Here is a 25,695-nt window from a genome sequence, read left to right as displayed (position 1 = left end):
AGCCAGCAGAAACGTGCCGCCGGGGGTGGCTGGAACCAGACGGTTCCAGCCACCCCCGGCGGCGTTCCGGGAGGCGGGCGGCCCTCGCCGGTGCACCTGAACGCCGGAGGGCCCGCAGCGCTCCCGCTGCGGGCCCTCCGGCGTTCCGTCTGTTCGGTCTCTCAGGCCTCGTCGCGGCGCAGCGAGGGCTTGAGCTCCTTCAGCCGGCCGAGCAGGCCGTTCACGAAGGCGGGCGACTCGTCCGTGGAGAACTCCTTGGCCAGCTGCACCATCTCGTCCAGGACGACCGCGTCCGGGGTGCCGTCGACCCAGATCAGCTCGTACGCGCCGAGCCGCAGGATGTTGCGGTCGACCACCGGCATCCGGTCCAGCGTCCAGCCGACCGAGTACTGGGCGATCAGCTCGTCGATGCGCTTCGCGTGCTTCGCGTAGCCCTCGACCAGCTCCATCGTGTACTCGCTGACCGGCGGCTGCCGGGTGTCCGTCCGGGAGAGCCGGACCCAGTCCGCGAGGACCGTCAGGACCTCGGCGCCGCGCTGGTCCCCCTCGAAGAGGATCTGGAAGGCGCGCTTGCGGGCCGTGTTGCGGGCAGCCACGGTTAGCTGTTCACCCGGCCGAGGTAGTCGCTGGTGCGCGTGTCGACCTTGATCTTCTCACCGGTGGTGATGAAGAGCGGGACCTGGATCTGGTGGCCGGTCTCCAGCGTGGCGGGCTTGGTGCCACCGGTGGAGCGGTCGCCCTGGACGCCCGGCTCGGTCTCCTGGACGACGAGCTCGACGGCGGCGGGCAGCTCGACGAAGAGCACCTCGCCCTCGTGCTGGGCGACGGTGGCGGTGAAGCCCTCGATCAGGAAGTTGGCGGCGTCGCCGACGGCCTTGCGGTCGACCATGAGCTGGTCGTAGGTCTCCATGTCCATGAAGACGAAGTACTCGCCGTCCATGTAGGAGAACTGCATGTCGCGCTTGTCGACGGTGGCCGTTTCGACCTTGACGCCGGCGTTGAAGGTCTTGTCGACGACCTTGCCGGAGAGCACGTTCTTGAGCTTGGTGCGCACGAAGGCCGGGCCCTTGCCGGGCTTGACGTGCTGGAACTCGACGACGGACCAGAGCTGGCCGCCTTCGAGCTTGAGCACCATGCCGTTCTTGAGGTCGTTCGTGGAAGCCACGGTTGCGGAATCTCCTGGACTGACGTACGACCCCGGTGCACGCACCTTCCTAGAGGGCGAGCAGCTCCTTGGTCGTGATGGTGAGTAGCTCGGGTCCGCCGTCCGCCTCGGGGCGGACGACGAGCGTGTCATCGATCCGGACACCGCCCCGGCCCGGGAGGTGGACCCCCGGTTCGACGGTGACCGGCACGCAAGCGTCCAGTTTACCCATGGCCGCGGGACTCAACTGAGGGTCCTCGTCGATTTCGAGCCCGACCCCGTGTCCGGTCAGGGCCGTGAGGCCCTCCGTGTACCCCGCGGAGTCCAGGACCTGGCGGGCGGCACGGTCGACGTCCCGGCAGGCGGCGCCGGGCACCAGGCTCTCACGCCCGGCCCGCTGGGCGGCGAAGACCAGGTCGTACAGCTCGATCTGCCAGTCCGCCGGAGCGGTGCCGATGACGAACGTGCGGCCGATCTCGCAGCGGTAGCCGCGGTAGGTCGCGCCGAGGCAGACGGAGAGGAAGTCGCCCTCCTCGACGCGGCGGTCGGTGGGGCGGTGGCCGGGGCGCCCGGCGTTCGGCCCGGTGGCGACGGAGGTCGGGAAGGCCGGTCCGTCGGCTCCGTGGTCGACCAGGCGTCTCTCCAGCTCCAGGGCGAGGTGGCGCTCGGTGCGGCCGACGAGGATGGATTCCAGCAGCTCGCCGAGGGCCTGGTCGGTGATCTCCGCGCCGATGCGCATGCAGGAGATCTCCTCCTCGTCCTTGACGACCCTGAGCTGCTCGACCGCGCCGCCGAGGTTGGCGAGGCGGAGCCGGGGGGCGACGGAGCCGAGGGCTCTGTGCCGGGCCACGGTGAGGTGGTGCTCCTCGATGGCGAGGGAATCGGCGCCCTGGCCCTGGGCGAGGTCGGCTGCCGCGACGGCCGGGTCGCCGCCGGCGGCTCCGGGCAGGGTCTGGACGCGCAGGGCCTCGTCCGGGCGCTCCTGCGGCGGGCGGTCCGCGGACGGGCCGCACACCAGGAGATCCTCGGTCCTGCCGAGCAGCAGGACGGCGCCGGGCGGGGCGGCGCCCGCGAGATAGCGCACGTTGGCGGGGCGGGAGACCAGCGCCGCCGCGCTGCCGCCCGCGTTGCAGTATTCCTTCAGACGCGTCCGGCGGGCCGCGTACACCTCTGACATGACCCGAGCCTATGAGCTCCGCCGGTTCGGCGCCGGTCGAGGGCGTCTGAGTGGGCGGTGCCCCAGATGTCCGGGGGGTGTCGTTCCGGGTTGCGTGCCGTCCGCGCCTGCACGGGGGTTTGTCGCGTCAGTTCCCCGCGGCCCTACGGGGCGCTCACCACTGGGGTGGGCTGGCGATGGAGCGGGCCAGGACGTCGTCCAGGATGCGCGCCGTCTCGGGGACGTCCATGTGGGAGTTGTCGATGATCGGCAGGCCGGATCCGTACCAGCCGGCCATACGGCCGTGGATGCGGGCGACCTCCTCGTCCGACAGCCGCCGGTTCCCCGAGCGCTCCGCGTTGCGTTCGAGGACGATGTCCAGCCCGGGCAGGAGCACGACCGGCAGCAGGCCGGGCCCCACGTGGCGCTTCCAGCCGCCGAGGCCGACGACCGGCCGGTCGGGGAAGACCGCGTCGTCGAGGATGCACGAGATGCCGTTGGCCAGGAAGTTCCGCGCGGCGAAGCCACACGTGCGGCGGGCCAGGCGGTACTGCGCCTCCGAGTTGTCGTTCCACCCGGACTGCGGGTCGGCGAACCCGGAGCGGACCCACTCGCGCACGTCGTCGAGGCTGATGTGCGCCGTGGGCACGCGGCGATGGTCCGCCCAGTACTTGGCGACGCTGGTCTTGCCCGCGCCGGCGGGGCCGATGAGCAGCACGGCGAGCGTCGTACCGGAGGGGTCGGGTGCCGCGGCGGCCGGGGGCACGCTCGGCATGGCGACCGGGCCGCCCGGCGGCAGGGGCACATGGCCGGTGGTGTCCGGCGGCGGGACGGAGGCCTGCGCCGGCGGCGCGGCGGGGCCCGGCGACGGCGCGACCGGGGCGGGCGGGTGCGCGACCGGGCCGGGCGGGGGCACGGGATACCCCGGCGCCGGGGGCGGCGGGGGCACGGGCGCGGAGCCCTGGTGTGCGCCCGGGGGGTGCGGGCCCGGGTGGTGTGCGGCCGGTGACCAGCCGCCGGCCGGTCCGTGCCCCGGCTGAGGGGGCGGCGGCAGCGGAGAACCCACTGCGTGCTGCATCCGGTGCCACTCCGTCTCGTACAGGCGATGGGCGCTGACAGCGGGGGCGGAACCCGCTGCTACCGAACGGTACCGCCCCCGGTCGTCGATGTGTGAACGGCCGGGGGCGGTCCGAAGTGCCCGGCCCCGTAAGGCGATTTCGGGCGGAAGGCGCGCCGGGGTACTTACTGGCCGACTTCGCCGTACGCGGCGAGCAGCACGGCCGGGTCGGGTCCCTCCAGGACGGTGGGCCTGGCCAGACCGTCGAGGACGATGAAGCGCAGCAGGTCGCCGCGGGACTTCTTGTCGACCTTCATGGTCTCCAGCAGTTTGGGCCACTGGTCGTGGCGGTAGTGCAGGGGCAGCCCGACCGATTCGAGGATGGTGCGGTGGCGGTCGGCCGTGGCGTCGTCCAGCCGGCCCGCCAGGCGGCCGAGTTCGGCGGCGAAGTGCATGCCGACCGAGACCGCCGCGCCGTGGCGCCACTTGTAGCGCTCGTTCTTCTCGATGGCGTGGCCGAGGGTGTGGCCGTAGTTGAGGATCTCGCGCAGGCCCGATTCCTTCAGGTCCGACGACACGACGTCGGCCTTGACCCGGATGGAGCGCTCGACGAGCTCGGCGGTGTGCGGGCCCTCCGGGCTGCGGGCGGCCTGCGGGTCGGACTCGATGAGGTCGAGGATGACCGGGTCGGCGATGAAGCCGGCCTTGATGACCTCGGCGAGCCCGGAGACGTAGTCGTTGACCGGGAGGGAGTCCAGCGCGGCCAGGTCGCAGAGCACACCGGCGGGCGGGTGGAACGCGCCGACGAGGTTCTTGCCCTCGGCGGTGTTGATGCCGGTCTTGCCGCCGACGGCCGCGTCCACCATGGCGAGCACGGTGGTCGGGATGGCGATCCAGCGCACGCCGCGCAGCCAGGTCGCGGCCACGAAGCCGGCGAGGTCCGTGGTGGCGCCGCCGCCGACGCCGACGATGACGTCGGTGCGCGTGAAGCCGGACTGGCCGAGCGCCTTCCAGCAGTAGGCGGCGACCTCGGCGGTCTTGGCCTCCTCCGCGTTGGGCACCTGGATGGCGACGGCCTCGAAGCCCTGCTCGGCCAGGTCGGCGCGGAGCGCCTCGCCGGTCTCGGCCAGGGCCTCGGGGTGGACGATCGCGACCCGCTTGGCCCTGTCCCCGATCAGTCCGCCGAGCTCGCCCAGGAGCCGGCGGCCCACCAGGACCTCGTAGGGGTCGGTGCCCGCGGTGCCGCCGACCTGGATCCGCGTCACTGCCTCGCTCATGCTTCCTTCAACTCCAGTGCGTCGAGGGCGACTTGGGTCACCTCTTCGGGCGTGCGGCCGTCGGTGGCGACGACGACCGTGGCGACCTCCTCGTAGAGGTGCCGGCGGGCCTCCATCAGCTCGCGCCACTGCTTGCGCGGGTTGACCGCGAGCAGCGGGCGGGCCGCGTTGAGGCCGGTGCGCTTGACCGCCTCCTCGACGTCCATCGACAGGTACGCCACCCGCTGCCCGGCGAGCAGGGCGCGTGTGCCGGCGTCGAGGATCGCGCCGCCGCCGAGGGCGAGCACACCGTCGTGCTCGGCGAGCGCCTTGTGCACGGCCGCCTTCTCGACGGTCCGGAAGGCGTCCTCGCCCTCGTCGACGAAGATCTCGGCGATGGTCCGGCCCTGTGCGGCGACGATGTCGTCGTCGGTGTCCCGGTAGGCCACGCCGAGCCGCTCGGCCAGCAGCCGTCCGACGGTGGACTTGCCCACGCCCATCGGGCCCACCAGCACGACCAGCGGGCCGCTCATCGCACGGCGAGGTGGTCGAGGTACGAGGTGACGTTCCGGCGGGTCTCGGCCACGCTGTCACCACCGAACTTCTCCGCCACCGCGTCCGCCAGCACCAGCGCCACCATCGCCTCCGCCACGATCCCGGCGGCCGGGACCGCGGAGACGTCGGAGCGCTGGTGGTGGGCCTGTGCGGCCTCACCGGTGGTGACGTCGACGGTCTGCAGGGCACGCGGGACGGTGGCGATGGGCTTCATCGCGGCGCGCACGCGGAGCAGTTCGCCGGTGGTCAGACCGCCCTCGGTGCCGCCGGAGCGGCCGGAGGTGCGGCGGATGCCCTCGTCGGTCTTCACGATCTCGTCGTGCGCCTTGGACCCGGGAACGCGGGCCAGTTCGAAGCCGTCGCCGATCTCGACGCCCTTGATCGCCTGGATGCCCATGAGCGCGCCCGCGAGGCGGGCGTCGAGCTTGCGGTCCCAGTGCACGTGCGAACCCAGCCCCACCGGCACACCGTAGGCCAGGACCTCCACCACACCACCCAGGGTGTCGCCGTCCTTGTGGGCCTGGTCGATCTCGGCGACCATCGCCTTCGAGGCGTCCGCGTCCAGACAGCGCACCGGATCCGCGTCCAGCCGCTCCACGTCCCCCGGCCTCGGGTACACGCCCTTGGGTGCCTTCGCCGACGCCAGCTCGACGACGTGGGAGACGATCTCGACACCGGTGGTCTCCTTCAGGTAGGAGCGGGCCACCGCCCCCAGCGCCACCCGGGCCGCCGTCTCCCGCGCCGAGGCCCGCTCCAGGATCGGCCGGGCCTCGTCGAAGCCGTACTTCTGCATGCCCGCCAGATCGGCGTGCCCGGGCCGCGGACGGGTCAGCGGGGCATTGCGGGCCAGACCCGCCAGCACCTCCGCATCGACCGGATCGGCCGCCATGACCTGCTCCCACTTGGGCCACTCGGTGTTGCCCACCATGATCGCCACCGGGGAACCGAGGGTGAGGCCGTGCCGGACCCCGCCCAGGAAAGTGACCTCGTCCCGCTCGAACTTCATCCGGGCACCGCGGCCATAGCCCAGCCGCCGCCTCGCGAGATGGTCCGCCACCATGTCCGTGGTGATCGGCACGCCGGCGGGAAGACCCTCCAGCGTCGCCACGAGTGCGGGACCGTGGGACTCACCCGCGGTCAGCCAGCGCAACCTGCTCAACGGTGCTCCTCCATGCTCGCGCCCCGGTACTGCCCTGCGTACGCACGTCCTCGCGTACGGCGACGGCCCGACCGGGTGCGCGGCCCCGGTCCGCCGTCTCCGATCCTCCCACGTCCGGGCCGGGTGTCCGGCCGCCGGTCCATCAGGCGGACGAGCCCGTGGACGGACCGTCGGTCCGTCGCTGCTGCGGGGCGTACGCCCCGAGGAAGTCCGCCCCGCTCGGCCCGGCGGCGGGTTGCGCCTGCTGCGGGGCGTAGGCGCCCAGGTGGTCGGCGCCCCTGCCCTGCCCGTACTGCGCCGCGGCGTGTACGGGCTGCCCGGTGCGGACGGCCCGCCGATAGGCGATCTTCCGCTTGATCTTCACGACCCAGGACGCGACGACGGCGAGCACGATCAGGGCGAGCACCGTGATCTGCACCCAGTCGGGCAGGAAGCCCAGCACGGACTCGAATATCTGGGACTTGACGGACGCCTGTGGCAGGCCTGCGGACATGATGCGGTGACCCCTCCCCTGTTCCGCCCCCTGCGGAACCGAGAGCGGATCTTAGCGGTCCGCGAGAGCGCGCTCCCCCGCTTTTCGCATGGCGTCCAGCGGCGCCGGGGCCAGCCCCGTCATCTGCTCGACCTGGAGCACGGCCTGGTGCACCAGCAGGTCGAGGCCGCTGACGACGGCGCCGCCGTACGCCGACCAGCGGGCGGCGAGGACCGTGGGCCAGGGGTCGTAGAGCACGTCGAAGAGGGCCGCCGGGCGGTCCGGCACGGACCGGGCGAGGGCGTCGGTGACTCCGGCCGGCGTGGTGCTGATCACCAGCGGGGCGCGCAGGGCCTGCTCGGCGTCCGCCCAGTCGGCGATGCGCACCGTCACGTCCAGCCGCTCGGCCCAGCGGCGCATCTCGGCGGCGCGGGCCTCGCTGCGCACGTACACGGCGATCTCACCGGGGCAGACCCGGGCGAGCGCGGCCAGCGCGGACGAGGCGGTCGCGCCCGCGCCGAGGATCGCGGCGGCCTCGACCTTGTCGATGCCGTGCTCGCGCAGCGCCGCGACCATGCCGGGGATGTCGGTGTTGTCGCCGGTCCGGCGGCCGTCCTCGGTGAAGACGACCGTGTTGACGGCGTCGACCGACGCCGCGGTCTCGCTGATGCCGTCGAGCAGTGGGATCACGGCCCGCTTCAGCGGCATGGTCAGCGACAGCCCCGCCCACTCGGAGCCGAGCGTGTCGAAGAAGCCGGGCAGTCCGGCCTCGTCGACCTCGAACCGGTCGTAGCTCCAGCCGTCCAGTCCCAGTTCCCGGTAGGCCGTGCGGTGCAGGACCGGGGAGAGCGAGTGGGCGATCGGGGAGCCGAGTACGGCGGCACGGCGTGATGTGGCCATCGAAGGGTTCCTCAGTTGTTCCGCGAGGCGTTGAACTGGTCGACCAGCTTCTGGTGTTCCGCGTTCGTCTTCGTGAACTTGCTCGTCTTGCCGTCGAGCGAGATGAAGTAGTACCAGCCGTCGTCCGTCGGGTTCAGGGCGCCCTTGAGGGCGTCCTCGCCCGGGTTGTCGATCGGACCCGGCGGCAGGCCCTTGTGGAAGTACGTGTTGTACGGGTTGTCGTAGTTCCGCAGCTCGCTCAGGCTCAGGTCGATCTTGCTCTGGTTCTTGATGTAGTTGTACGTGGAGTCGAACTCCAGCATGCCGTTGGTCTGCGGATTGCCGGGCTTCATGCGGTTGTAGACGACCTCGGCCATCTTGCGGAAGTCGCTGTGGCTGGTGCCCTCGGCCTGGACGAGGCTGGCGGCGGTGATCAGCTGCCAGGGGTTCTCCAAGCCGAGGCTCTGGGCCTTCTTCTCCACGCCGAGCTTCTCGTACGTACGCGTCGCCCGCTGGACCATCTGCTTGAGGACGTCCTCGGGCTTCTGGCCCTCGCTGACGCCGTAGCTGGAGGGGAAGAGGAAGCCTTCCAGCGGGTCCTTGACGTCCGGGTGGTCCTGGGCCCACTCGGGCAGTCCGAGCTTGTCGTGGTCCTTCTCGGCGACGGCGGCGGTGGTGCCCTCCTTGACCTTCAGCCGCTTGTCGATGAGGCGGTAGATGTCGACGTTGCGCTTGCCCTCGGCGATGATCAGGTTGTCGCGGCTCTCGGGGCTGAGCATCAGTTCGACCGCGCTCTCGGCCGACATTTGCTTCTGCAGCGTGTACACGCCGGCCTGGATGTTCCGGCCGTCGGGGTTGCCGGCCTGGGCCGAGACGAAGGCGTCGACGCTCTTGACGACCCCGGCGGCCTTGAGCGCCCGGCCGATGGCATAGCCGTCGGAGCCCTCGGGGATCTCGACGGACACCTCCTGGCCGCTGCCGTCGCCCGCGAAGTCCGGGGCGTCGCCGAAACGATCCTGGTAGAACTGGTAGCCGACGTAGCTCACGCCCGCCAGGCCGCCGCCGAGGACCAGGACGACCAGCAGGCAGGCCATGCCGTTGCGGCGCTTCTTGGGTTTGCCGCCGCGCCCCCGCTGGTCGTCGCGCCCGCGGCGGCTCGGCGGCTCCTCGTCCTCGTCGTCGCCGCCCGCGAAGAACGCGTGTTCGCCCTGGTCGGGGCCGGGGTCCCAGTCGGTCTCCGGCTCGGGCTCGGCCTGCCGGCGGCCGGGCGGCTCCGGCGGCGGATAGGCCTCGGGGGTCCCGTAGTAGTCCTGCTGGCCCCCGCCGTACGCTCCGGCCTGCTGCTGGCCGTAGGGGTCCGACGGGTCGCCGGGGTAGGAGACCTGCTGGTGGGGATCGTCGGACCAGCCGCCGTCGCCGTACTGCTGCTGGTGGTAGCCCTGGTCGTGCGGCTGCCCGTGGCCCTGCTGCCCGGGGTACTGCTGATGGCCGTGGGGCTGTGCCGCGTACTGCTGCTGGTCGTACGGGTACTGCTGCTGCGGGTGACCGTAACCGGCCTGCTCACCGGTGCCCCAGTCGCCGTACTGCGGCTGCTGCGGCTGCTGCGGGTAGTGCTGCGGCTGGCCGTCGTAGGCGGACTGCTGACCTTGATGGGCCTGCTGTCCATCCCATCCGCCGTCCCCGTACAACGGGTCCTCCGGATGCCACGGTTCGGAGCCTTGGCCCCGGCCATACTCAGTCATCGATCCCCTAGAGCCGCGAGGCGGCGGTCACGCGGCTTCCGGCTCGGCTCCCGTCCCGCCTCTTGCTGTGCGGGGGCTGTTCGAATGCCGCCGCATCGCGCGGAACGTTACCGTATCGCGATCAGATGACCACTTCGACGTCTTCGCCGGGTGCTTTACCTGACACCCGTTCGGATTCAAGGGCCTGTTGCAGGATGACCACGGCCGCTGCCTGGTCGATGACGGACCGGCCCTTCTTGGATTTCACGCCCGAGGCGCGCAGTCCTTGAGTGGCCGTCACCGTGGTCATGCGTTCGTCCAGGAGTCTCACCGGAACCGGGGCGATCATGCGCGCCAGTTCTTCGACGAAGCCGCGGACCTTGAGGGCGGCCGGCCCCTCGCCCCCCTTGAGGGAACGCGGCAGGCCGGCGACGACCTCGATCGGCTCGTACTCCTCGACGAGTTGCTTCAACCGCCGCTGAGCCGCGGGAACGTCACGCCCCGGGACCGTCTCGACCGGCGTGGCGAGGATTCCGTCGGGGTCGCACGAGGCGACCCCGATGCGGGCGTCCCCGACGTCGATCGCGAGTCGACGTCCTCTGCGCATGTTCTCGACCGTCTCTTACTTGGCCGTCTCGGCGACGAGGCGCTCGACGGCGTCCACGGCGTCACCGATGGCGGCGGGGTTCTGGCCGCCGCCCTGGGCGACGTCCGGCTTGCCGCCCCCGCCGCCGCCGAGGGTCTTGGCGGCCGTGCGGACCAGGTCGCCGGCCTTCAGGCCGCGCTCGCGGGCGGCCTCGTTGGTGGCGATGACCGTCAGCGGCTTGCCGTTCGCCACCGTGAACAGGGCGACGACGGCGGCCCGGCCGCCCTGGATGCGTCCGCGCACGTCGAGCACGAGCTTGCGCAGGTCGTCGGCCGTCGTGCCGTCCGGGACCTGACCGGTCACGACGGCAATGCCACGGACGTCCTTGGCGGACTCGGCGAGACCGGCGGCGGCCTGGAGGACCTTCTCGGCGCGGAACTTCTCGATCTCCTTCTCGGCGTCCTTGAGCTTGCCGAGCATGGCGGAGACCTTCTCCGGGAGCTCCTCCGGACGGCCCTTGATCAGCTCCTGGAGCTGGGCGACGACCGTGTGCTCCCGGGCGAGGAAGTTGTAGGCGTCCACGCCGACCAGGGCCTCGATGCGGCGCACACCGGAGCCGATGGAGGACTCGCCGAGCAGCTTCACCAGGCCCAGCTGGGCGGTGTTGTGCACGTGCGTGCCGCCGCACAGCTCCTTGGAGAAGTCGCCGATGGTGACCACGCGCACGCGCTCGCCGTACTTCTCGCCGAACTCGGCGATGGCGCCCTGCTTCTTGGCCTCGTCGATGCCCATGACGTCGGCGCGGACGTCGAGGTCGCGGGCGAGGACCTCGTTGATCTTCTGCTCGACGTCGGTCATCACGGCCGTCGGAACGGCGGACGGGGAACCGAAGTCGAAGCGGAAGCGGCCGGGCTGGTTCTCGGAACCGGCCTGGGCGGCCGTGGGGCCGAGGGCGTCGCGCAGGGCCTGGTGGGTCAGGTGCGTGGCCGAGTGGGCGCGGGCGATGGCCTTGCGGCGCCGGTCGTCGATGGCGGCGTGGGCCTTGGCGCCCACGGTCACCTCGCCGACCTGGACGACGCCCTTGTGCACGTAGACACCGGGGACCGGCTTCTGGCAGTCGCGGATCTCGATGACGGCGCCCGAGTCCGCCTTGATGCGGCCGGTGTCGCCGATCTGGCCGCCGCCCTCGGCGTAGAAGGGGGTGCGGTCGAGGACGATCTCGACCTCGTCGCCCTCGGTGGCGGCCGGGGAGGAGACGCCGTCGACCAGGATGCCGACGATCGTGGACTCGCCCTCGGTGTCGGTGTACCCGATGAAGTCGGTGGCACCGGCGCGGTCGGCGATCTCCCGGTAGGCGCCCATGTCGGCGTGGCCGGTCTTCTTGGCCTGGGCGTCGGCCTTGGCGCGCTCCCGCTGCTCCTTCATCAGGCGGCGGAAGCCCTCCTCGTCCACGGACAGCCCCTGCTCGGCGGCCATCTCCAGGGTGAGGTCGATCGGGAAGCCCCAGGTGTCGTGGAGCAGGAAGGCCTTGTCGCCGGGCAGCACGGTGGAGCCGGCGGCCTTGGTGTCGCTGACGGCGGTGTCGAGGATGTTGGTGCCGGCCTTCAGCGTCTTGAGGAAGGCGTTCTCCTCGGCGAGGGCGACCTTCTCGATGCGCTCGCGGTCGGTGACGAGCTCGGGGTACTGCTGACCCATCATGCCGATGACGACGTCGATCAGGTCCTTGACGACCGGTCCGGTGGCGCCGAGCAGGCGCATGTTGCGGATGGCGCGGCGCATGATGCGGCGCAGCACGTAGCCGCGGCCCTCGTTGCCGGGGGTGACGCCGTCGCCGATGAGCATGGTGGCGGTGCGCATGTGGTCGGTGACCACGCGCAGGGAGACGTCCGAGGCGTGGGCGTCGCCGTAGGCGACACCGGTCAGCTCGGTGGCCTTCTTGATGACGGCCATCGAGGTGTCGATCTCGTACATGTTCTGCACGCCCTGCAGAATCATGGCGAGGCGTTCGAGACCGAGGCCGGTGTCGATGTTCTTGCTGGGCAGTTCGCCGAGGATCTCGAAGTTGTCCTTGCCGGTGCCCTCGCCCCGCTCGTACTGCATGAAGACGAGGTTCCAGATCTCCACGTACCGCTCGTCGTTGACGGCGGGGCCGCCCTCGGCGCCGAACTCGGGGCCGCGGTCGTAGTTGATCTCGGAGCAGGGGCCGCAGGGGCCGGGGACGCCCATGGACCAGTAGTTGTCCTTCATGCCCAGGCGCTGGATCCGCTCCTTGGGCACGCCGACGACCTCGTGCCAGATGCGCTCGGCCTCGTCGTCGTCCTTGTAGACCGTGATCCACAGGCGCTCGGGGTCGAGGCCGTAACCGCCCTTGTCCTGGGGGCTGGTGAGCAGCTCCCAGGCGAGCTTGATGGCGCCTTCCTTGAAGTAGTCGCCGAAGGAGAAGTTGCCGCACATCTGGAAGAACGTGCCGTGCCGGGTGGTCTTGCCGACCTCTTCGATGTCCGGCGTGCGCACGCACTTCTGCACGCTCGTGGCGCGGGCGAAGGGCGGCTTGACCTCACCCAGGAAGTACGGCTTGAAGGGCACCATGCCGGCGGGGACGAGGAGCAGAGTCGGGTCGTCCGCGATGAGCGACGCCGAAGGGACGACGGTGTGCCCGCGCTCCTCGAAGAAGCTCAGCCAACGGCGGCGAATCTCGGCCGACTCCATCAGTGGTCCTCATTCCGGTTGTACGTGTGCGTCTGGTACGTCGAACCCTCGACGTACTTGGGGTTGTTGCGGTTCTCGATGGCGGCGTACCGCCGGGGGCCGGGAAGTTCGGGGTTCTCATTGATCCCGAGCGCGTCACCCAGCTCCGCCTCGCGGACGGCCATGTTGTCGCGGACATCGAGCGCGAAGCCGACGGCCCGGTCCTTCAGGCGGTGACCGGCCTCGATCGCCTTGTGGCCGGCGGCCTTGGCAAGGCTGTCGGGGGTCAGCTGCTTGAGCTTGCGGTTGACCTTGGTGGTGGCCCAGACACCGGCGGCGACGCCCGTGCTGAACCAGAAGGTGCGGCGGAACATCGCTGGCTCTCAGTCCCTCTTCCCTCGGGCGCTGCGCCGAGAGACCGTACGGCCCACGATCACGGTACGCCTGGACGCGTTGGCGGGCACGTCCTCCTTGCGGCCGCCGAGGGCCCGGCGCACGCCGTAGCCGAAGGCGGCGACCTTGACCAGGGGGCCGCCGAAGGTGGAGGCGACGGTGGTCGACAGCGCGGAGGCGTTGGAGGTGACCTCCTGGACGTCGGAGGCGATCGCGTCGACCCGGTCGATCTGGGTCTGCGCCGAGCGCACCGCCGTGGAGGCCTCTGCCAGGAGCGGGACGGCCTGGTCGGTCACCTCCGCGACGAGTTTGGTGGTCGCCTTGAGCGTCTGGGCCAGCCTCGCCAGGGCGACGGCGAGGAAGGAGACCAGGATCGCCCAGAAGACGGCCACCAGGATCCCGGCAACCTCTCCACCGGACACTGTGTGCACCCGCTCCCTGAAACGTGCCTGAACATCGAAAAAGTCGTGCGACGAGCCTATCGCGCCGGGGGTGGCGCTCCGTACCGGATATCCGTCCGGCGCCGGGCCGATCGCGAAAGCCCGCCGTCCCGGCCGCCCACGGGGGGCGGGGGGACGACGGGCTGAAGTACCGCGTGCCTGCCGGGGATCAGCGGGCGTAGTACTCGACGACGAGCTGCTCGTCGCAGATCACCGGGATCTCCTTGCGGTTCGGCTCGCGGTCCAGGCGGAACGCCAGGGCCTTGAGGTTCACCTGGAGGTAACGCGGGGTCTCGCCCTCGGGGGCGAAGCCACCCTCACGGGCGATCGTGAAGAGCGTCTTCTCCTTGGAGCGGTCGCGGACCTGCACGACGTCGTCCGGGCGGACACGGAAGGAGGGCTTGTCGACCTTCTTGCCGTTGACCTGGATGTGGCCGTGGACGACCATCTGACGGGCCTGGTAGATCGTGCGGGCGATGCCCGAACGCAGGACCAGGGCGTCGAGACGGCGCTCCAGCTCGATGATCAGGGCCTCACCGGTCTTGCCCTGGACCTTGGAGGCACGCTCGTAGGCGCGGACGAGCTGGCGCTCGGACACGTCGTACTGCGCGCGCAGACGCTGCTTCTCCAGCAGACGGACCTTGTAGTCCGAGTTCTGCTTGCGGCCACGACCGTGCTCACCCGGCGGGTAGGGACGGGCCTCGAAGTACTTGACGGCCTTCGGGGTCAGCGCGATGCCGAGGGCACGCGACTTCTTGACCTTGGGGCGGGACTGGTTCGCCACTGCTTCTCATTTCCTTGATTCGGCTTGTCAGGGTGGTGGGAGGTCGCATCCGCAGCCGGGGAAACCCGCCTCGGTCCCGAAGGACCTCGGTGGGCAGCCGCTCCCCTGATCTGGGCACATACGTGCAGCACGCGAGTGGCCCACCGACCGGTCCCGTCCCGGAGGGGCGAGGGGTGGTGGGCTGCCCGCGACACCGTTCGACGGTGCGCGACGCTCCTGGAGCCGGTCCGGGGACACGCCCCTGGCCGGTTCCGGCCGACTGTCCCGTTCTGACTGCACGGGACGCGGCACTCCGGACGAGTTTACAGGGTGCTCAGGACCGCTTACGACCGAGGTTCTTCCGGGTCCACTCGACCGCGTCCGCGTAGCGGGCCTCCGCGCCGTGCCGGGTCGGCTCGTAGTACTCGCGGTCCTTGAGGGCGTCGGGGGCGTACTGCTGGGCGGCGATGCCCTCGGGCAGGTCGTGCGGGTACACGTACCCCTGGCCGTGGCCGAGCTTGGTCGCGCCCTTGTAGTGGCTGTCGCGCAGATGCGCCGGGACCGGTCCGGCCAGGCCCTTGCGCACGTCCTCCAGGGCGGCGCCGATCGCGGTGGTCGCGGCGTTGGACTTGGGGGCCAGGGCGAGCGCGATCGTGGCGTGGCTGAGGGTGAGGGCCGCCTCGGGGAAGCCGATCATGGCGACGGCCTGGGCGGCGGCGACCGCGATCTGCAGGGCGTTCGGGTCGGCGAGCCCGATGTCCTCGCTGGCGGAGATCATCAGGCGCCGGGCGATGAAGCGCGGGTCCTCGCCGGCCTCGATCATCCGGGCCAGGTAGTGCAGGGCGGCGTCGACGTCGGAGCCGCGGATGGACTTGATCAGGGCGCTGGCCACGTCGTAGTGCTGGTCGCCGTCGCGGTCGTACTTCACGGCCGCCCGGTCGACCGTCTCCTCCAGGGTGGTCAGGCCGATCTCCGTCTCGCCCTTGTCCAGGGCGGCTCCGGCGGCCGCCTCCAGGGCGGTCAGGGCGCGGCGGGCGTCACCGCCGGCGATGCGCAGCAGGTGGCTCTCGGTCTCCTCGGGGAGGCCGACGGCGCCCTTGAGGCCACGCTCGTCCGTGAGGGCGCGGCGCAGCAGGTCCCGGATGTCGTCGTCCGTGAGCGGTTCAAGGGTGAGCAGCAGGGAGCGGGACAGCAGCGGGGAGATGATCGAGAAGTACGGGTTCTCCGTCGTCGCCGCGATGAGCGTCACCCAGCGGTTCTCGACGGCCGGGAGGAGGGAGTCCTGCTGGGCCTTGCTGAAGCGGTGGATCTCGTCGAGGAAGAGGACGGTCTCCTTGCCGTAGCCGCCGGAGGCGCGGCGGGCGCCGTCGATGACCGCGCGGACCTCCTTGACCCCGGCGGTGATCGCCGACAGCTCCACGAAACGGGCGTCGGTCGCCTTGGAGACGACGTACGCCAGGGTGGTCTTGCCGGTGCCGGGCGGGCCCCAGAGGATCACCGAGGAGGGGCCGGCCGGGCCGGAGGCGGCCTCGCCGACCAGTCGGCGCAGCGGTGAGCCCGGCTTCAGCAGGTGCTGCTGGCCCACGACCTCGTCGAGGGTACGCGGGCGCATCCGCACGGCGAGGGGGCTGCTGGACGGCTCCTTCTCCTGGCGTTCTTCGGCTGCGGCGGTGAACAGGTCGGGCTCCACGTCAGAAACCCTAGTTCACCCCACCGACAATCCGGCCGGGGCCCGGAACGCCCGGGTCAGCTGGTCCAGAAGTCCCACCAGCGGGTCAGGATCAGCATGCCGATGATGCCGATGTGCAGCACGGGCATGACCCAGGTGAACTCGCCGAAGAAGCCCTTGAGCCAGCCCGGGGCGGGCAGGAAGCCCGTGCGGACGTTGAACGAGGTGACGTACCAGAACATCAGGATCGTCGCAACCCAGGCGAGGCAGCACCACAGGCACAGGGCGTTGATCCGGTACAGGGACTGGAATGTGAGCCAGGCGCAGAAGACGACGCCGAACAGGCAGCCGGCGTTGAAGGTGAGCCAGTACCAGCGCGGGTGGCGGGCGCGGGCGAGCAGGCTGATGCCGACGCAGACGACGATGCCGTAGGCGACCAGGCCGAGCATCGGGTTCGGGAAGCCGAAGACGGCGGCCTGCTTGCTCTCCATGACGCTGCCGCAGGAGACGACCGGGTTGAGGCTGCAGCCCGGGGTGAACGTCTTGCCCTCGACCTTGGCTTCCAGGAGCTTGAACTTGTCGAGCGTGATGACCCAGGCGGCGAGCAGTCCGGCCGCGCCCGTGATCACGAGCAGCAGGGCGAGGGCCCGGCTTGCGCCCTGCGCGCGCGGCGCGATCTCGGCGCGCTCCGGCTCGGGCTCCGTGGAGACGTCCTTGACTGTCGTCTTGCTCATCACGCCGATTCCGTCACTTGAGACCTGAACATCTTCGGGCAGGGCCATTGTGCCGCACCGGGCTGTGTCTCCACCGTTCAGTGGGGATAAGGACGACCGCACGATCGCCCTTGAGGGGTGTGTTTCGGCCGACGTCCGTCGCAGGGCAGCACAAGGGTGCGAACCGGCCCGGGGAACGGCGAAGGCGCCGGGCCCCTCGTCGGGGGTCCGGCGCCTTCGCGGGTGGGCTGTCAGCCGAGCCGGGCTTCCAGTTCCGCCACGATCTCGTTGACGCCCACGGCCGTCTGCTCGCCCGAGGTCATGTCCTTGAGCTGGACGACGCCGTCGGCGAGGTCGCGTTCGCCGGCGACGATCGCGTAGCGGGCGCCGCTGCGGTTGGCGTTCTTCATCGCGCCCTTGAGGCCCTTGCCGCCGTAGGAGAAGTCGGCCGCGATGCCGTTCTTGCGCAGCTCGGTGACCTTCGCGAACAGGATGCGGCGGGCCTCCTCGCCGAGCGGGACGGCGAACACGCTGGTGCTGGGGGGCAGTTCGAGCTCGACGCCCTCCGCCTCCAGTGCGAGGACCGTGCGGTCGACGCCGAGGGCCCAGCCGACGGACGGCAGCGCAGGGCCGCCGATCATCTCGGACAGGCCGTCGTAGCGGCCGCCGCCGCCCACCGCGGACTGCGAGCCGAGGCCGTCGTGGACGAACTCGAAGGTGGTGCGGGTGTAGTAGTCCAGGCCGCGCACCAGCTTCGGGTCGTCCTCGAAGGCCACGCCCGCCGCCGTGATCAGCTCACGGACCTCCTCGTGGTACGCCTTGCACGCGTCGCACAGGTAGTCGCGCAGCAGCGGGGCGTCGGCCAGCTGCTTCTGGACCTCCGGGCGCTTGTCGTCCAGGACGCGCAGCGGGTTGATGTCCGCGCGGCGCAGGGTCTCCTCGTCCAGGTCCAGGCCGCGCAGGAACTCCTGCAGCGCCGTCCGGTAGACCGGGCGGCACTCCTTGTCGCCCAGGCTGTTGAGCAGGATCCGGAAGTCGCTCAGGCCGAGCGAGCGGTAGGCCTGGTCGGCCAGGATGATCAGCTCGGCGTCGAGCGCCGGGTCCTCGGCGCCGATGGCTTCGGCACCGACCTGGGAGAAGTGGCGGTAGCGGCCCTTCTGGGGGCGCTCGTAGCGGTAGTACGAGCCCGAGTACCAGAGTTTGACCGGGAGGTTGCCGGCCTTGTGCAGGTTGGCCTCCAGCGCGGCGCGCAGCACGGAGGCCGTGCCCTCGGGGCGCAGGGCGAGCCGGTCGCCGCCCTTGGTCTCGAAGGCGTACATCTCCTTGGTGACGATGTCGGTGGACTCACCGACGCCGCGCGCGAAGAGCTCGACGTTCTCGAAGCCGGGCGTCTCGATGTAGCCGTAGCCGGAGTTGCGCAGCGGGGCGGCGATCGCCTCGCGGACCGCCAGGTACTTGGCGGAGTCCGGCGGGATCAGGTCGTACGTGCCCTTGGGGGCCTTGAAGGTGCTCACAGGACGTCTCTCGTCACATTCCTCGTCGGGGAGCGGGCTGGGCTCCCTGGCCGGCCGCCACCTGCCGCAGATACGGGTTGGTGGCGCGCTCCCGGCCGATGGTCGTCTGGGGGCCGTGGCCGGACAGCACCACGGTCGAGTCGTCGAGCGGCAGGCACACGCGGGCCAGCGAGTCGAGGATCTCGGCCGGGTCACCGCCGGGCAGGTCGGTGCGTCCGATGGAGCCGGCGAACAGCAGGTCGCCCGAGAACAGGACCGGCGGGATGTCCGCCGCCTCGGGCAGGCCGAAGGTCACCGACCCCTTGGTATGGCCCGGCGCGTGCGAGACGGTGAGCTCCAGTCCCGCCAGGTCGAGCGCGGCGCCATCGGTCAGCTCCTTGACGTCGTCCGGCTCCCCGATGGTCAGCTCGCCCAGCAGCGGCATGCCGATCGAGCGTCCCAGCGCCTTCTCGGGGTCGCTCATCATGTACCGGTCGTCGGGGTGGATCCAGGCCGGCACGTCGTGCGCGCCGCACACCGGGACGACCGAGGCGACGTGGTCGAGGTGGCCGTGGGTGAGGACGACGGCGACGGGCTTGAGCCGGTGCTTGGCGATGGCCTCCGCGACGCCGTCGGCGGCCTGGTGGCCGGGGTCGATGATCACGCACTCCTCACCGGCGGCGGGGGCGACGAGGTAGCAGTTCGTCCCCCAGGCCCCGGCGGGGAACCCGGCAATGAGCACGATCGTCCTTCGTTGTGTCGATACGGGCGGCTGCGGCTGTCGTCAGAGCCTACCGGCGCTGCCGTTTCCACAGCGAACCCATATACGGTACGGGGCACACGCGGGCGGTCGGCGCACAGGCCCCTCGCGTACCGGTCGACGTATCAGACGCATGAGGAGAGAACCCGGTGGTCAGCCAGGAACAGCGGCGGCGTCAGCTCGCCCGGGAGAAGTACCTGCGGCAGCAGCAGCGGCGCACTGACGCACGGCGCAAGGCCCGTATCCGCAACTCGGTGATCGCCTCGGTTCTCGGCGTGGTCGTGGTGCTGTCGGTGACGGTCTTCCTGACCAAGCCGTTCGAGGACGACGGCAAGAAGGAGAACGCGGGCGCGGAGGTCACGCCGAGCGCCTCCCCCAGCAAGGCCCCGGACCCGTGCGAGAAGCCCGCGGCGGGCAAGGTCGAGACGCAGACCTGGAAGAAGGAACCGGCGCTGGCGATCGACGAGTCGGCGAAGTACACGATGAAGCTGGACACGACCTGCGGCGAGATAGACATCGCGCTGAAGGCGTCGGCGGCCCCGCACACCGTCAACTCGTTCAAGTTCCTCGCCGACAAGGGGTACTTCGACCACAGCAAGTGCCACCGGCTCACCGACCAGGGCATCTACGTCCTGCAGTGCGGTGACCCGCAGGGCACCGGCATGGGCGGACCCGGCTACACCATCCCGGACGAGAACCTCAAGGACAAGAGCCTCAAGGGCGGGGTGTACCCGGCGGGCACGGTCGCGATGGCGAACCAGTACAACGCCCAGACGAAGCAGGGCCGCGACAGCGGTGGCAGCCAGTTCTTCCTCGTCTACCAGGACAGTCAGCTGCCGCCCGACTACACACCGTTCGGTACGGTGTCCGAGGCGGGCATGAAGGTGCTGCAGAAGATCGCCAAGGCCGGAGCGCAGGCTCCCGACCCTCAGACGGGCAACACGGCGCCCAACGCGACGGTCGTGATCAACAAGGCCACGGTCAGCGAATCCTGAGCCCCAACTGCGTAATTTCGGTCGCGCGGGATGCGGACAGGCCCCCCGCCGGTCGCCTATGTTGGCCGTGACGAAACTGTGGACGATGCCCGGGGGAGCTTCAGGCCCCCCGCAGGCATCATGTGGAGGAGGCGCTGTGAGCAGCGACCCGTGGGGCCGCGTCGACGAGACGGGGACCGTGTACGTGCGTACGGCCGACGGCGAGCAGGTCGTCGGTTCCTGGCAGGCGGGCTCCCCCGAGGAGGCGCTGGCCTATTTCGAGCGCAAGTACGAGGGCCTGGTTGTCGAGATCGGCCTCCTCGAGAAGCGAGTGAAGACCACCGACCTGTCGGCGAAGGACGCCCAGGCCGCCATCGACCACATTCGCGAACAGGTCGACGCGCATCACGCGGTGGGCGACCTGGACGCCCTGCGGGTCCGGCTGGACAAGCTCGTGGAGCTGGTGGAGGCGCGCCGCGAGGAGCGCAAGGCGCAGCGCGCCAAACAGTCCGACGAGGCCCGTCACGCCAAGGAGGCGCTGGTCGCCGAGGCGGAGGAGCTGTCGCAGTCGGACCAGTGGCGGGCGGCGGGTGAGCGGCTGCGGGCCCTGGTGGACACCTGGAAGGGTCTGCCGCGGCTGGACCGCAAGTCCGACGACGAGCTGTGGCACCGGTTCTCGCACGCGCGGTCGGCGTTCTCCAAGCGGCGCAAGCAGCACTTCGCGCAGCTGGACGCGCAGCGCGAGGAGGCCCGCAAGACCAAGGAGCGGCTGGTCGCCGAGGCCGAGGCGCTGTCGAACTCGACGGACTGGGGTGTGACGGCGGCGCGCTACCGCGAGCTGATGTCCGAGTGGAAGGCCGCGGGCCGTGCCCAGCGCGAGCACGAGGACGACCTGTGGAACCGCTTCCGCGGCGCCCAGGACGTCTTCTTCGCGGCCAGGAGCTCGGTCTTCGCCGAGCGGGACGCCGAGCAGGCGGAGAACCTCAAGCTCAAGGAGGAGCTGGCCGAGGAGGCCGAGAAGCTCCTGCCGATCACGGACCTGAAGGCGGCCCGGGCCGCCTTCCGGAACGTGAACGAGCGCTGGGAGGCCATCGGCCACGTGCCGCGCGACGCCCGGCCGAAGGTCGAGGGCCGTATGCACGCCGTCGAGCGGGCCATCCAGGAGGCCGAGGAGGCCGAGTGGCGCCGGACCAACCCGGAGGCGCGTGCGCGTGCCGAGGGGCTGACCGGGCAGCTCCAGGCCGCGGTGGACAAGCTGCGGGGCCAGATCGAGCAGGCCCGCGCGCAGGGCAACAACGCCCGGGCCGACAAGCTCCAGCGTGAGCTGGAGGGCCGCCAGGCGCTGCTGGACCAGGCGCTGAAGGGCCTGCAGGAGTTCGGCGGCTGACACCGGCCGAAAAGGGGCTCCCGTACTCGCCGTACGGGAGCCCCTTTCGCATGTCCGCTACGAGCGGTCACGTCCTGTTGCGCGCCGACGTCACCCGGTAGACGTCGTAGACGCCCTCGACGCCCCGGACGGCCTTCAGCACGTGGCCGAGGTGCTTCGGGTCACCCATCTCGAAGGTGAAGCGGGACGTGGCGACCCGGTCGCGGGAGGTCTGGACGGCCGCGGACAGGATGTTGACGTGCTGGTCGGACAGCACGCGCGTGACGTCCGACAGCAGCCGGGAACGGTCGAGGGCCTCGACCTGGATGGCGACCAGGAAGACCGAGGACTGCGTGGGCGCCCACTCGACGTCGAGGATGCGCTCGGGCTCGCGGGACAGCGAGTCCACGTTCACGCAGTCGCTGCGGTGCACCGATACGCCGCTGCCGCGGGTGACGAAACCGATGATCGGGTCGCCGGGCACGGGCGTGCAGCAGCGGGCCAGCTTGACCCACACGTCGTCGACGCCCTTGACGACGACGCCCGGGTCGGCGCTGGAGCGGCGCTTGCGGCTGCGGCCCCGGGCCGGCGGGACCGACTCGTCGATCTCCTCGGTGGCCGCCTCCTCGCCGCCGAGGGCCTGCACCAGCTTCTGCACGATGTTCTGCGCGGAGACGTGGCCCTCGCCGATCGCCGCGTACAGCGCGGAGATGTCGGCGTAGCGCATCTCGTGCGCCAGGGTCACCAGGGAGTCGCCGGTCAGGATGCGCTGGATCGGCAGGTTCTGCTTGCGCATGGCGCGGACGATGGCGTCCTTGCCCTGCTCGATCGCCTCGTCGCGGCGCTCCTTGGAGAACCAGGCACGGATCTTGTTGCGGGCGCGCGGTGACTTGACGAAGCCCAGCCAGTCGCGGGAGGGCCCGGCGCCGGGTGCCTTCGAGGTGAAGACCTCGACCAGATCGCCGTTGTCGAGGGTGGACTCCAGCGGGACCAGGCGGCCGTTGACGCGGGCGCCTATGGTGCGGTGGCCGACCTCGGTGTGCACGGCGTAGGCGAAGTCCACGGGGGTGGCGCCCGCCGGGAGCGCTATGACGTCACCCTTGGGGGTGAAGACGAAGACCTCGTTGCGCGAGAGGTCGAAGCGCAGGGACTCCAGGAACTCACCCGGGTCCTCCGTCTCCTTCTGCCAGTCCAGCAGCTGCCGCAGCCACGCCATGTCGTTGAGGTGGTCGTCCTTGCCCTTGCCGGACGACTTGGGCGCGTCGGTGCGCACCTTGGAGGCGCCGGCGACGGCCTCCTGCTTGTACTTCCAGTGCGCGGCGATGCCGTACTCGGCGCGGCGGTGCATGTCGAAGGTGCGGATCTGCAGCTCGACGGGCTTGCCGCCGGGGCCGATGACCGTCGTGTGCAGCGACTGGTACATGTTGAACTTGGGCATCGCGATGTAGTCCTTGAACCGGCCGGGGACCGGGTTCCATCGCGCGTGCACCGTGCCGAGGGCCGCGTAGCAGTCGCGGACGGTGTCCACGAGGACGCGGATGCCCACCAGGTCGTAGATCTCCGCGAAGTCACGGCCGCGGACGATCATCTTCTGGTAGACGCTGTAGTAGTGCTTCGGGCGGCCGGTGACGGTCGCCTTGATGCGGGCCGCGCGCAGGTCCTGCTGGACCTCGTCGGTGACGATGGCCAGGTACTCGTCGCGCTTGGGGGCCCGCTCGGCGACCAGCCGGACGATCTCGTCGTACATCTTGGGGTAGAGGATCGCGAAGGCGAGGTCCTCCAGCTCCCACTTGATGGTGTTCATGCCCAGGCGGTGGGCGAGCGGCGCGTAGATCTCCAGGGTCTCGCGCGCCTTCTTCTCCTGCTTCTCGCGCTTGAGGTAGCGCATGGTGCGCATGTTGTGCAGGCGGTCGGCGAGCTTGATGACCAGGACGCGGGGGTCCTTGGCCATGGCGACGACCATCTTGCGCACGGTCTCGGCCTGGGCGGCCTCGCCGAACTTGACCTTGTCGAGCTTGGTGACGCCGTCGACGAGCAGGGTGACGACGTCGCCGAAGTCGCGGCGCAGGTCCTCCAGGCCGTACTCGGTGTCCTCGACCGTGTCGTGCAGCAGGCCTGCCATCAGCGTGGCCGGATCCATGCCCAGCTCGGCGAGGATGGTGGTGACGGCGAGCGGGTGCGTGATGTACGGGTCGCCGCTCTTGCGCTTCTGGCCGCGGTGCCAGCGCTCGGCGACCTGGTAGGCGCGCTCGATCTGGCGGAGCGTGGCCGTCTCGATCTTGGGGTCGTTGCTGCGCACTATCCGCAGCAGCGGCTCCAGCACCGGGTTGTACGGGTTGGCGCGCTGGACGCCGAGGCGGGCCAGGCGGGCGCGGACGCGGTTGGAGGAGCCGCTGCGGGCCGGCTGACCGGAGGCCTGCCGCACCGGCGGGGCGGGCTTGGGGCGCGCCTGCTCGGCGGGCTTGTCGACCGGTGCCGACTGGGCGTGCTCGACCGGCCCGCGGGTGTCGTTCTTCGCGTGGGGCGCGTTCGGCGCGGGCTTGGCCGCGGCTGCCGAGGCGGACTCGGGCTTGGCGGCGGTCAGGTGCTGGGCCTCGTCTGGCAAGAGGGCTCCTCGTGCGCGATCCGGGTCCCCCGGTCAGGCTCCGGAGACCCCATGGTAGCGATCCTGCGCCTCAGGATCGCCTTCAGGCCACTGTGGGGGCCGTCAACCCGGGAAACACGAGAGGCGGGCTCCGGATTCCTCCGGGCCCGCCTCCGCGGTGTCGTGCCGGTGCGTGCCGCTCGGCGCCGGGGTTGCTAGACCGTGAGCAGCGCCTCCAGCGGGGCGCCGGCCAGGGCCGGCTCCAGGCGGGCACGGCCGCCGAGGAAGCCGAGTTCCATCAGGACGGCGAGACCCGCGACCTCGGCGCCGGCCCGGCGGATGAGCTGGACCGAGGCCTCGGCGGTGCCGCCGGTGGCGAGGACGTCGTCGACGACCAGGACGCGGTCGTCGGCGCTGAGGTCCTCGGCGTGCACCTCGATCTCCGCCGAGCCGTACTCCAGGTCGTAGGCCTGGGCGAGGGTGGCCCCGGGGAGCTTGCCCGCCTTGCGCACGGGGATGAAGCCGAGGCCGGCGCGGACGGCGACCGGGGCGCCGAGGATGAAGCCGCGGGCCTCCAGGCCGACGACCTTGGTGGCGCCGGTGCGCCCGGCGATCTCGGCGAGGGCGTCCGTGAGGGCCGTGAACGCCGCCGGGTCCGCCAGGAGCGGGGTGATGTCCTTGAACATCACGCCCGGCTCCGGGTAGTCGGCCACGTCCCTGATGCGGCTGAGCAGCAGCTCCCCGATGTCGGTCATCGGCGCTTCCCGGAGGGACGGCCGCGGCCGCGGGTGCGGGACGCGGGCTGGTTGCGCGGGCCCACGACCGCGGGAGCGGCGTCGTCCTCGGGTTCACCGGCGTACGCCTCGTCCTCGTGGACGTCGGTCTCGCCCTTGGCGGCGGACTGGGCCCGCTTGGCCAGGACGCGCTTCCTGAGGGCCTTCATCTGCGGCTCGCGCTCCTTGAGGTCGGCGACGAGCGGCGTGGCGATGAAGATCGAGGAGTAGGCACCGGCGGCGAGGCCGACGAACAGGGACAGCGAGATGTCGTTCAGCATGCCGGCGCCGAGCACACCGCCACCGATGAACAGCAGGCCCGCCACCGGCAGCAGCGCGACCACCGTGGTGTTGATGGAACGCACCAGGGTGCTGTTGATCGACCGGTTGGCGACGTCGCTGTAGGTCCAGCGGGTCTGCTTGGTGAGGTCCTTGGTCTGTTCCTTGAGGCTGTCGAAGACCACGACCGTGTCGTAGAGCGAGTAGCCGAGGATGGTCAGCAGACCGATCACCGTGCCCGGTGTGACCTCGAAACCGACCAGGGCGTAGATGCCGACCGTGATCGTGATGTCGTGGATCAGGGCGACGAACGCGGCGACCGCCATTCTCCACTCGAAGGCGATCGCCAGATAGATCACCACGAGGACCAGGAAGATGCCGAGGCCCTGCCACGCCTTGTTGGCGATCTGCTCACCCCAGCTGGGGCCGACCAGCTCGGCGTTGATCTGCTCCGGGTCGATCTTGAGGTCGTCGGCGAGGGTGTTCTTGATCTCGTTGGCCGCGCCCGTGTCGATGCCGGCGACCTGGATGCGCAGGCTGCCGTCGCCGAGCTTCTGGACGATCGCGTCGTGGCCGGAGGCCTCTTCCGCGTACTCCTCGGCCTGGGTCACCGAAGCGGCCGTGTTCTTCGGGGTGTTGAAGACGGCGCCGCCCTGGAACTCGATGCCCATGTTCAGGCCGCGGACCGCCAGGCCCACGATGGCCGTGATGGTGATCAGGATGGACAGGCCGTACCAGATCTTGCGGTTCTTGACGAAGTCGTAGCCGACCTCGCCACGGTGCAGTCGGGCGCCGAGGTTGCCGAGTTTCGACAT

General features: G+C 70.8%; 24 protein-coding genes. 2 read left to right on the top strand and 22 right to left on the bottom strand.

What is annotated here, in order from left to right; genetic code table 11:
• Positions 1–161 precede the first annotated feature (161 nt).
• The 19 genes from nusB to ACIGAQ_RS34230 all read right to left on the bottom strand — a co-directional run bounded on the left by nusB (position 162) and on the right by ACIGAQ_RS34230 (position 18,886).
• Positions 162–596 carry a transcription antitermination factor NusB gene (gene nusB, locus ACIGAQ_RS34320; RefSeq protein ID WP_311687771.1) on the bottom strand — a complete coding sequence of 145 codons (435 nt, stop codon included), beginning with the start codon at positions 594–596 and terminating at the stop codon, positions 162–164.
• Positions 597–598: 2 nt separating this feature from the next.
• A complete protein-coding gene (efp, locus tag ACIGAQ_RS34315; RefSeq protein ID WP_031486831.1) occupies positions 599–1,165 on the bottom strand; it encodes an elongation factor P in 567 nt (188 codons plus the stop codon).
• A gap of 49 nt (positions 1,166–1,214) precedes the next feature.
• The gene (locus tag ACIGAQ_RS34310) at positions 1,215–2,321 is read right to left on the bottom strand and encodes an aminopeptidase P family protein (protein ID WP_399789936.1); all 1,107 of its coding nucleotides are present in this window, start codon (positions 2,319–2,321) and stop codon (positions 1,215–1,217) included.
• A 154-nt stretch (positions 2,322–2,475) separates the two neighbouring features.
• A complete protein-coding gene (locus ACIGAQ_RS34305; RefSeq protein ID WP_399789933.1) occupies positions 2,476–3,378 on the bottom strand; it encodes a Pro-rich N-terminal domain-containing protein in 903 nt (300 codons plus the stop codon).
• Positions 3,379–3,542: 164 nt separating this feature from the next.
• The gene (gene aroB, locus ACIGAQ_RS34300; protein ID WP_399789930.1) at positions 3,543–4,634 is read right to left on the bottom strand and encodes a 3-dehydroquinate synthase; all 1,092 of its coding nucleotides are present in this window, start codon (positions 4,632–4,634) and stop codon (positions 3,543–3,545) included.
• Entirely contained in the window at positions 4,631–5,146 is a 516-nt protein-coding gene (locus tag ACIGAQ_RS34295) for a shikimate kinase (RefSeq protein WP_399789927.1), read from the bottom strand. The genes aroB and ACIGAQ_RS34295 overlap by 4 nt, the downstream gene beginning before the upstream one ends.
• Positions 5,143–6,327, bottom strand: a complete 1,185-nt coding sequence (gene aroC / locus ACIGAQ_RS34290; RefSeq protein ID WP_399789924.1) for a chorismate synthase — start codon at positions 6,325–6,327, stop codon at positions 5,143–5,145. The genes ACIGAQ_RS34295 and aroC overlap by 4 nt, the downstream gene beginning before the upstream one ends.
• Positions 6,328–6,469: 142 nt before the next feature.
• Positions 6,470–6,820 (bottom strand): hypothetical protein, encoded by a 351-nt coding sequence (locus tag ACIGAQ_RS34285; RefSeq protein WP_399789921.1) that lies wholly within the window; start codon positions 6,818–6,820, stop codon positions 6,470–6,472.
• 51 nt (positions 6,821–6,871) lie between these two features.
• A complete protein-coding gene (locus tag ACIGAQ_RS34280) occupies positions 6,872–7,699 on the bottom strand; it encodes a shikimate dehydrogenase (RefSeq protein ID WP_399789918.1) in 828 nt (275 codons plus the stop codon).
• Positions 7,700–7,710: 11 nt separating this feature from the next.
• A complete protein-coding gene (mltG, locus tag ACIGAQ_RS34275) occupies positions 7,711–9,420 on the bottom strand; it encodes an endolytic transglycosylase MltG (protein ID WP_311684368.1) in 1,710 nt (569 codons plus the stop codon).
• A 121-nt stretch (positions 9,421–9,541) separates the two neighbouring features.
• Positions 9,542–10,006, bottom strand: coding sequence for a Holliday junction resolvase RuvX (gene ruvX, locus ACIGAQ_RS34270; RefSeq protein ID WP_311684366.1), 465 nt, complete (start codon positions 10,004–10,006; stop codon positions 9,542–9,544).
• Positions 10,007–10,021: 15 nt separating this feature from the next.
• Complete coding sequence (alaS, locus tag ACIGAQ_RS34265; RefSeq protein ID WP_399789913.1) at positions 10,022–12,694, bottom strand: alanine--tRNA ligase; 2,673 nt, start codon at positions 12,692–12,694, stop codon at positions 10,022–10,024.
• Positions 12,694–13,047: a hypothetical protein gene (locus ACIGAQ_RS34260; protein ID WP_399789910.1), complete on the bottom strand. Its 354-nt coding sequence runs from the start codon at positions 13,045–13,047 to the stop codon at positions 12,694–12,696. Before ACIGAQ_RS34260 ends, alaS begins: the two co-directional genes overlap by 1 nt.
• A gap of 9 nt (positions 13,048–13,056) precedes the next feature.
• The gene (locus tag ACIGAQ_RS34255) at positions 13,057–13,497 is read right to left on the bottom strand and encodes a DUF948 domain-containing protein (RefSeq protein ID WP_399789907.1); all 441 of its coding nucleotides are present in this window, start codon (positions 13,495–13,497) and stop codon (positions 13,057–13,059) included.
• Between the two features lie 178 nt (positions 13,498–13,675).
• Complete coding sequence (rpsD, locus tag ACIGAQ_RS34250; RefSeq protein WP_309096595.1) at positions 13,676–14,290, bottom strand: 30S ribosomal protein S4; 615 nt, start codon at positions 14,288–14,290, stop codon at positions 13,676–13,678.
• A 313-nt stretch (positions 14,291–14,603) separates the two neighbouring features.
• A complete protein-coding gene (locus tag ACIGAQ_RS34245; protein WP_311684356.1) occupies positions 14,604–15,959 on the bottom strand; it encodes a replication-associated recombination protein A in 1,356 nt (451 codons plus the stop codon).
• 56 nt (positions 15,960–16,015) lie between these two features.
• Entirely contained in the window at positions 16,016–16,672 is a 657-nt protein-coding gene (locus ACIGAQ_RS34240) for a vitamin K epoxide reductase family protein (protein WP_311684354.1), read from the bottom strand.
• A 230-nt stretch (positions 16,673–16,902) separates the two neighbouring features.
• Positions 16,903–18,165 (bottom strand): histidine--tRNA ligase, encoded by a 1,263-nt coding sequence (gene hisS / locus ACIGAQ_RS34235; RefSeq protein WP_399789903.1) that lies wholly within the window; start codon positions 18,163–18,165, stop codon positions 16,903–16,905.
• Between the two features lie 13 nt (positions 18,166–18,178).
• On the bottom strand, positions 18,179–18,886 hold the full coding sequence (locus tag ACIGAQ_RS34230) for an MBL fold metallo-hydrolase (protein WP_362279084.1): 708 nt from the start codon (positions 18,884–18,886) through the stop codon (positions 18,179–18,181).
• Between the two features lie 167 nt (positions 18,887–19,053).
• Between ACIGAQ_RS34230 and ACIGAQ_RS34225 the strand changes: the two genes are divergently transcribed.
• Together ACIGAQ_RS34225 and ACIGAQ_RS34220 are read left to right on the top strand one after the other, a co-directional pair.
• Complete coding sequence (locus ACIGAQ_RS34225; protein ID WP_311684349.1) at positions 19,054–19,899, top strand: peptidylprolyl isomerase; 846 nt, start codon at positions 19,054–19,056, stop codon at positions 19,897–19,899.
• Positions 19,900–20,035: 136 nt separating this feature from the next.
• Positions 20,036–21,265 (top strand): DUF349 domain-containing protein, encoded by a 1,230-nt coding sequence (locus ACIGAQ_RS34220; protein WP_311684348.1) that lies wholly within the window; start codon positions 20,036–20,038, stop codon positions 21,263–21,265.
• Between the two features lie 67 nt (positions 21,266–21,332).
• On the opposite strand, the gene relA is transcribed toward ACIGAQ_RS34220, so the two are convergent.
• The 3 genes from relA to secF form a co-directional block, all read right to left on the bottom strand.
• Complete coding sequence (gene relA / locus ACIGAQ_RS34215; RefSeq protein ID WP_094057790.1) at positions 21,333–23,849, bottom strand: GTP pyrophosphokinase; 2,517 nt, start codon at positions 23,847–23,849, stop codon at positions 21,333–21,335.
• 194 nt (positions 23,850–24,043) lie between these two features.
• Entirely contained in the window at positions 24,044–24,583 is a 540-nt protein-coding gene (locus ACIGAQ_RS34210) for an adenine phosphoribosyltransferase (protein ID WP_311684347.1), read from the bottom strand.
• Complete coding sequence (gene secF, locus ACIGAQ_RS34205) at positions 24,580–25,695, bottom strand: protein translocase subunit SecF (RefSeq protein ID WP_311684345.1); 1,116 nt, start codon at positions 25,693–25,695, stop codon at positions 24,580–24,582. Before secF ends, ACIGAQ_RS34210 begins: the two co-directional genes overlap by 4 nt.

Source organism: Streptomyces sp. NPDC085932, assembly GCF_044540525.1.
In the GTDB taxonomy this organism is placed as follows: domain Bacteria; phylum Actinomycetota; class Actinomycetes; order Streptomycetales; family Streptomycetaceae; genus Streptomyces; species Streptomyces levis.
The sequence above is the reverse complement of the archived record's forward strand: the minus strand, read 5'-3'. Positions and strand labels throughout refer to the sequence as shown.

Excerpts from the sequence above, each read along its gene's own strand:
- alaS (WP_399789913.1), bottom strand. The coding sequence starts at position 12,694 with ATGGAGTCGGCCGAGATTCGCCGCCGTTGGCTGAGCTTCTTCGAGGAG.
- aroB (WP_399789930.1), bottom strand. The coding sequence starts at position 4,634 with ATGAGCGAGGCAGTGACGCGGATCCAGGTCGGCGGCACCGCGGGCACC.
- ACIGAQ_RS34210 (WP_311684347.1), bottom strand. The coding sequence starts at position 24,583 with ATGACCGACATCGGGGAGCTGCTGCTCAGCCGCATCAGGGACGTGGCC.
- ruvX (WP_311684366.1), bottom strand. The coding sequence starts at position 10,006 with ATGCGCAGAGGACGTCGACTCGCGATCGACGTCGGGGACGCCCGCATC.
- ACIGAQ_RS34240 (WP_311684354.1), bottom strand. The coding sequence starts at position 16,672 with ATGAGCAAGACGACAGTCAAGGACGTCTCCACGGAGCCCGAGCCGGAG.
- ACIGAQ_RS34285 (WP_399789921.1), bottom strand. The coding sequence starts at position 6,820 with ATGTCCGCAGGCCTGCCACAGGCGTCCGTCAAGTCCCAGATATTCGAG.
- ACIGAQ_RS34260 (WP_399789910.1), bottom strand. The coding sequence starts at position 13,047 with ATGTTCCGCCGCACCTTCTGGTTCAGCACGGGCGTCGCCGCCGGTGTC.
- ACIGAQ_RS34295 (WP_399789927.1), bottom strand. The coding sequence starts at position 5,146 with ATGAGCGGCCCGCTGGTCGTGCTGGTGGGCCCGATGGGCGTGGGCAAG.
- mltG (WP_311684368.1), bottom strand. The coding sequence starts at position 9,420 with ATGACTGAGTATGGCCGGGGCCAAGGCTCCGAACCGTGGCATCCGGAG.
- secF (WP_311684345.1), bottom strand. The coding sequence starts at position 25,695 with ATGTCGAAACTCGGCAACCTCGGCGCCCGACTGCACCGTGGCGAGGTC.
- ACIGAQ_RS34310 (WP_399789936.1), bottom strand. The coding sequence starts at position 2,321 with ATGTCAGAGGTGTACGCGGCCCGCCGGACGCGTCTGAAGGAATACTGC.
- ACIGAQ_RS34280 (WP_399789918.1), bottom strand. The coding sequence starts at position 7,699 with ATGGCCACATCACGCCGTGCCGCCGTACTCGGCTCCCCGATCGCCCAC.
- ACIGAQ_RS34305 (WP_399789933.1), bottom strand. The coding sequence starts at position 3,378 with ATGCAGCACGCAGTGGGTTCTCCGCTGCCGCCGCCCCCTCAGCCGGGG.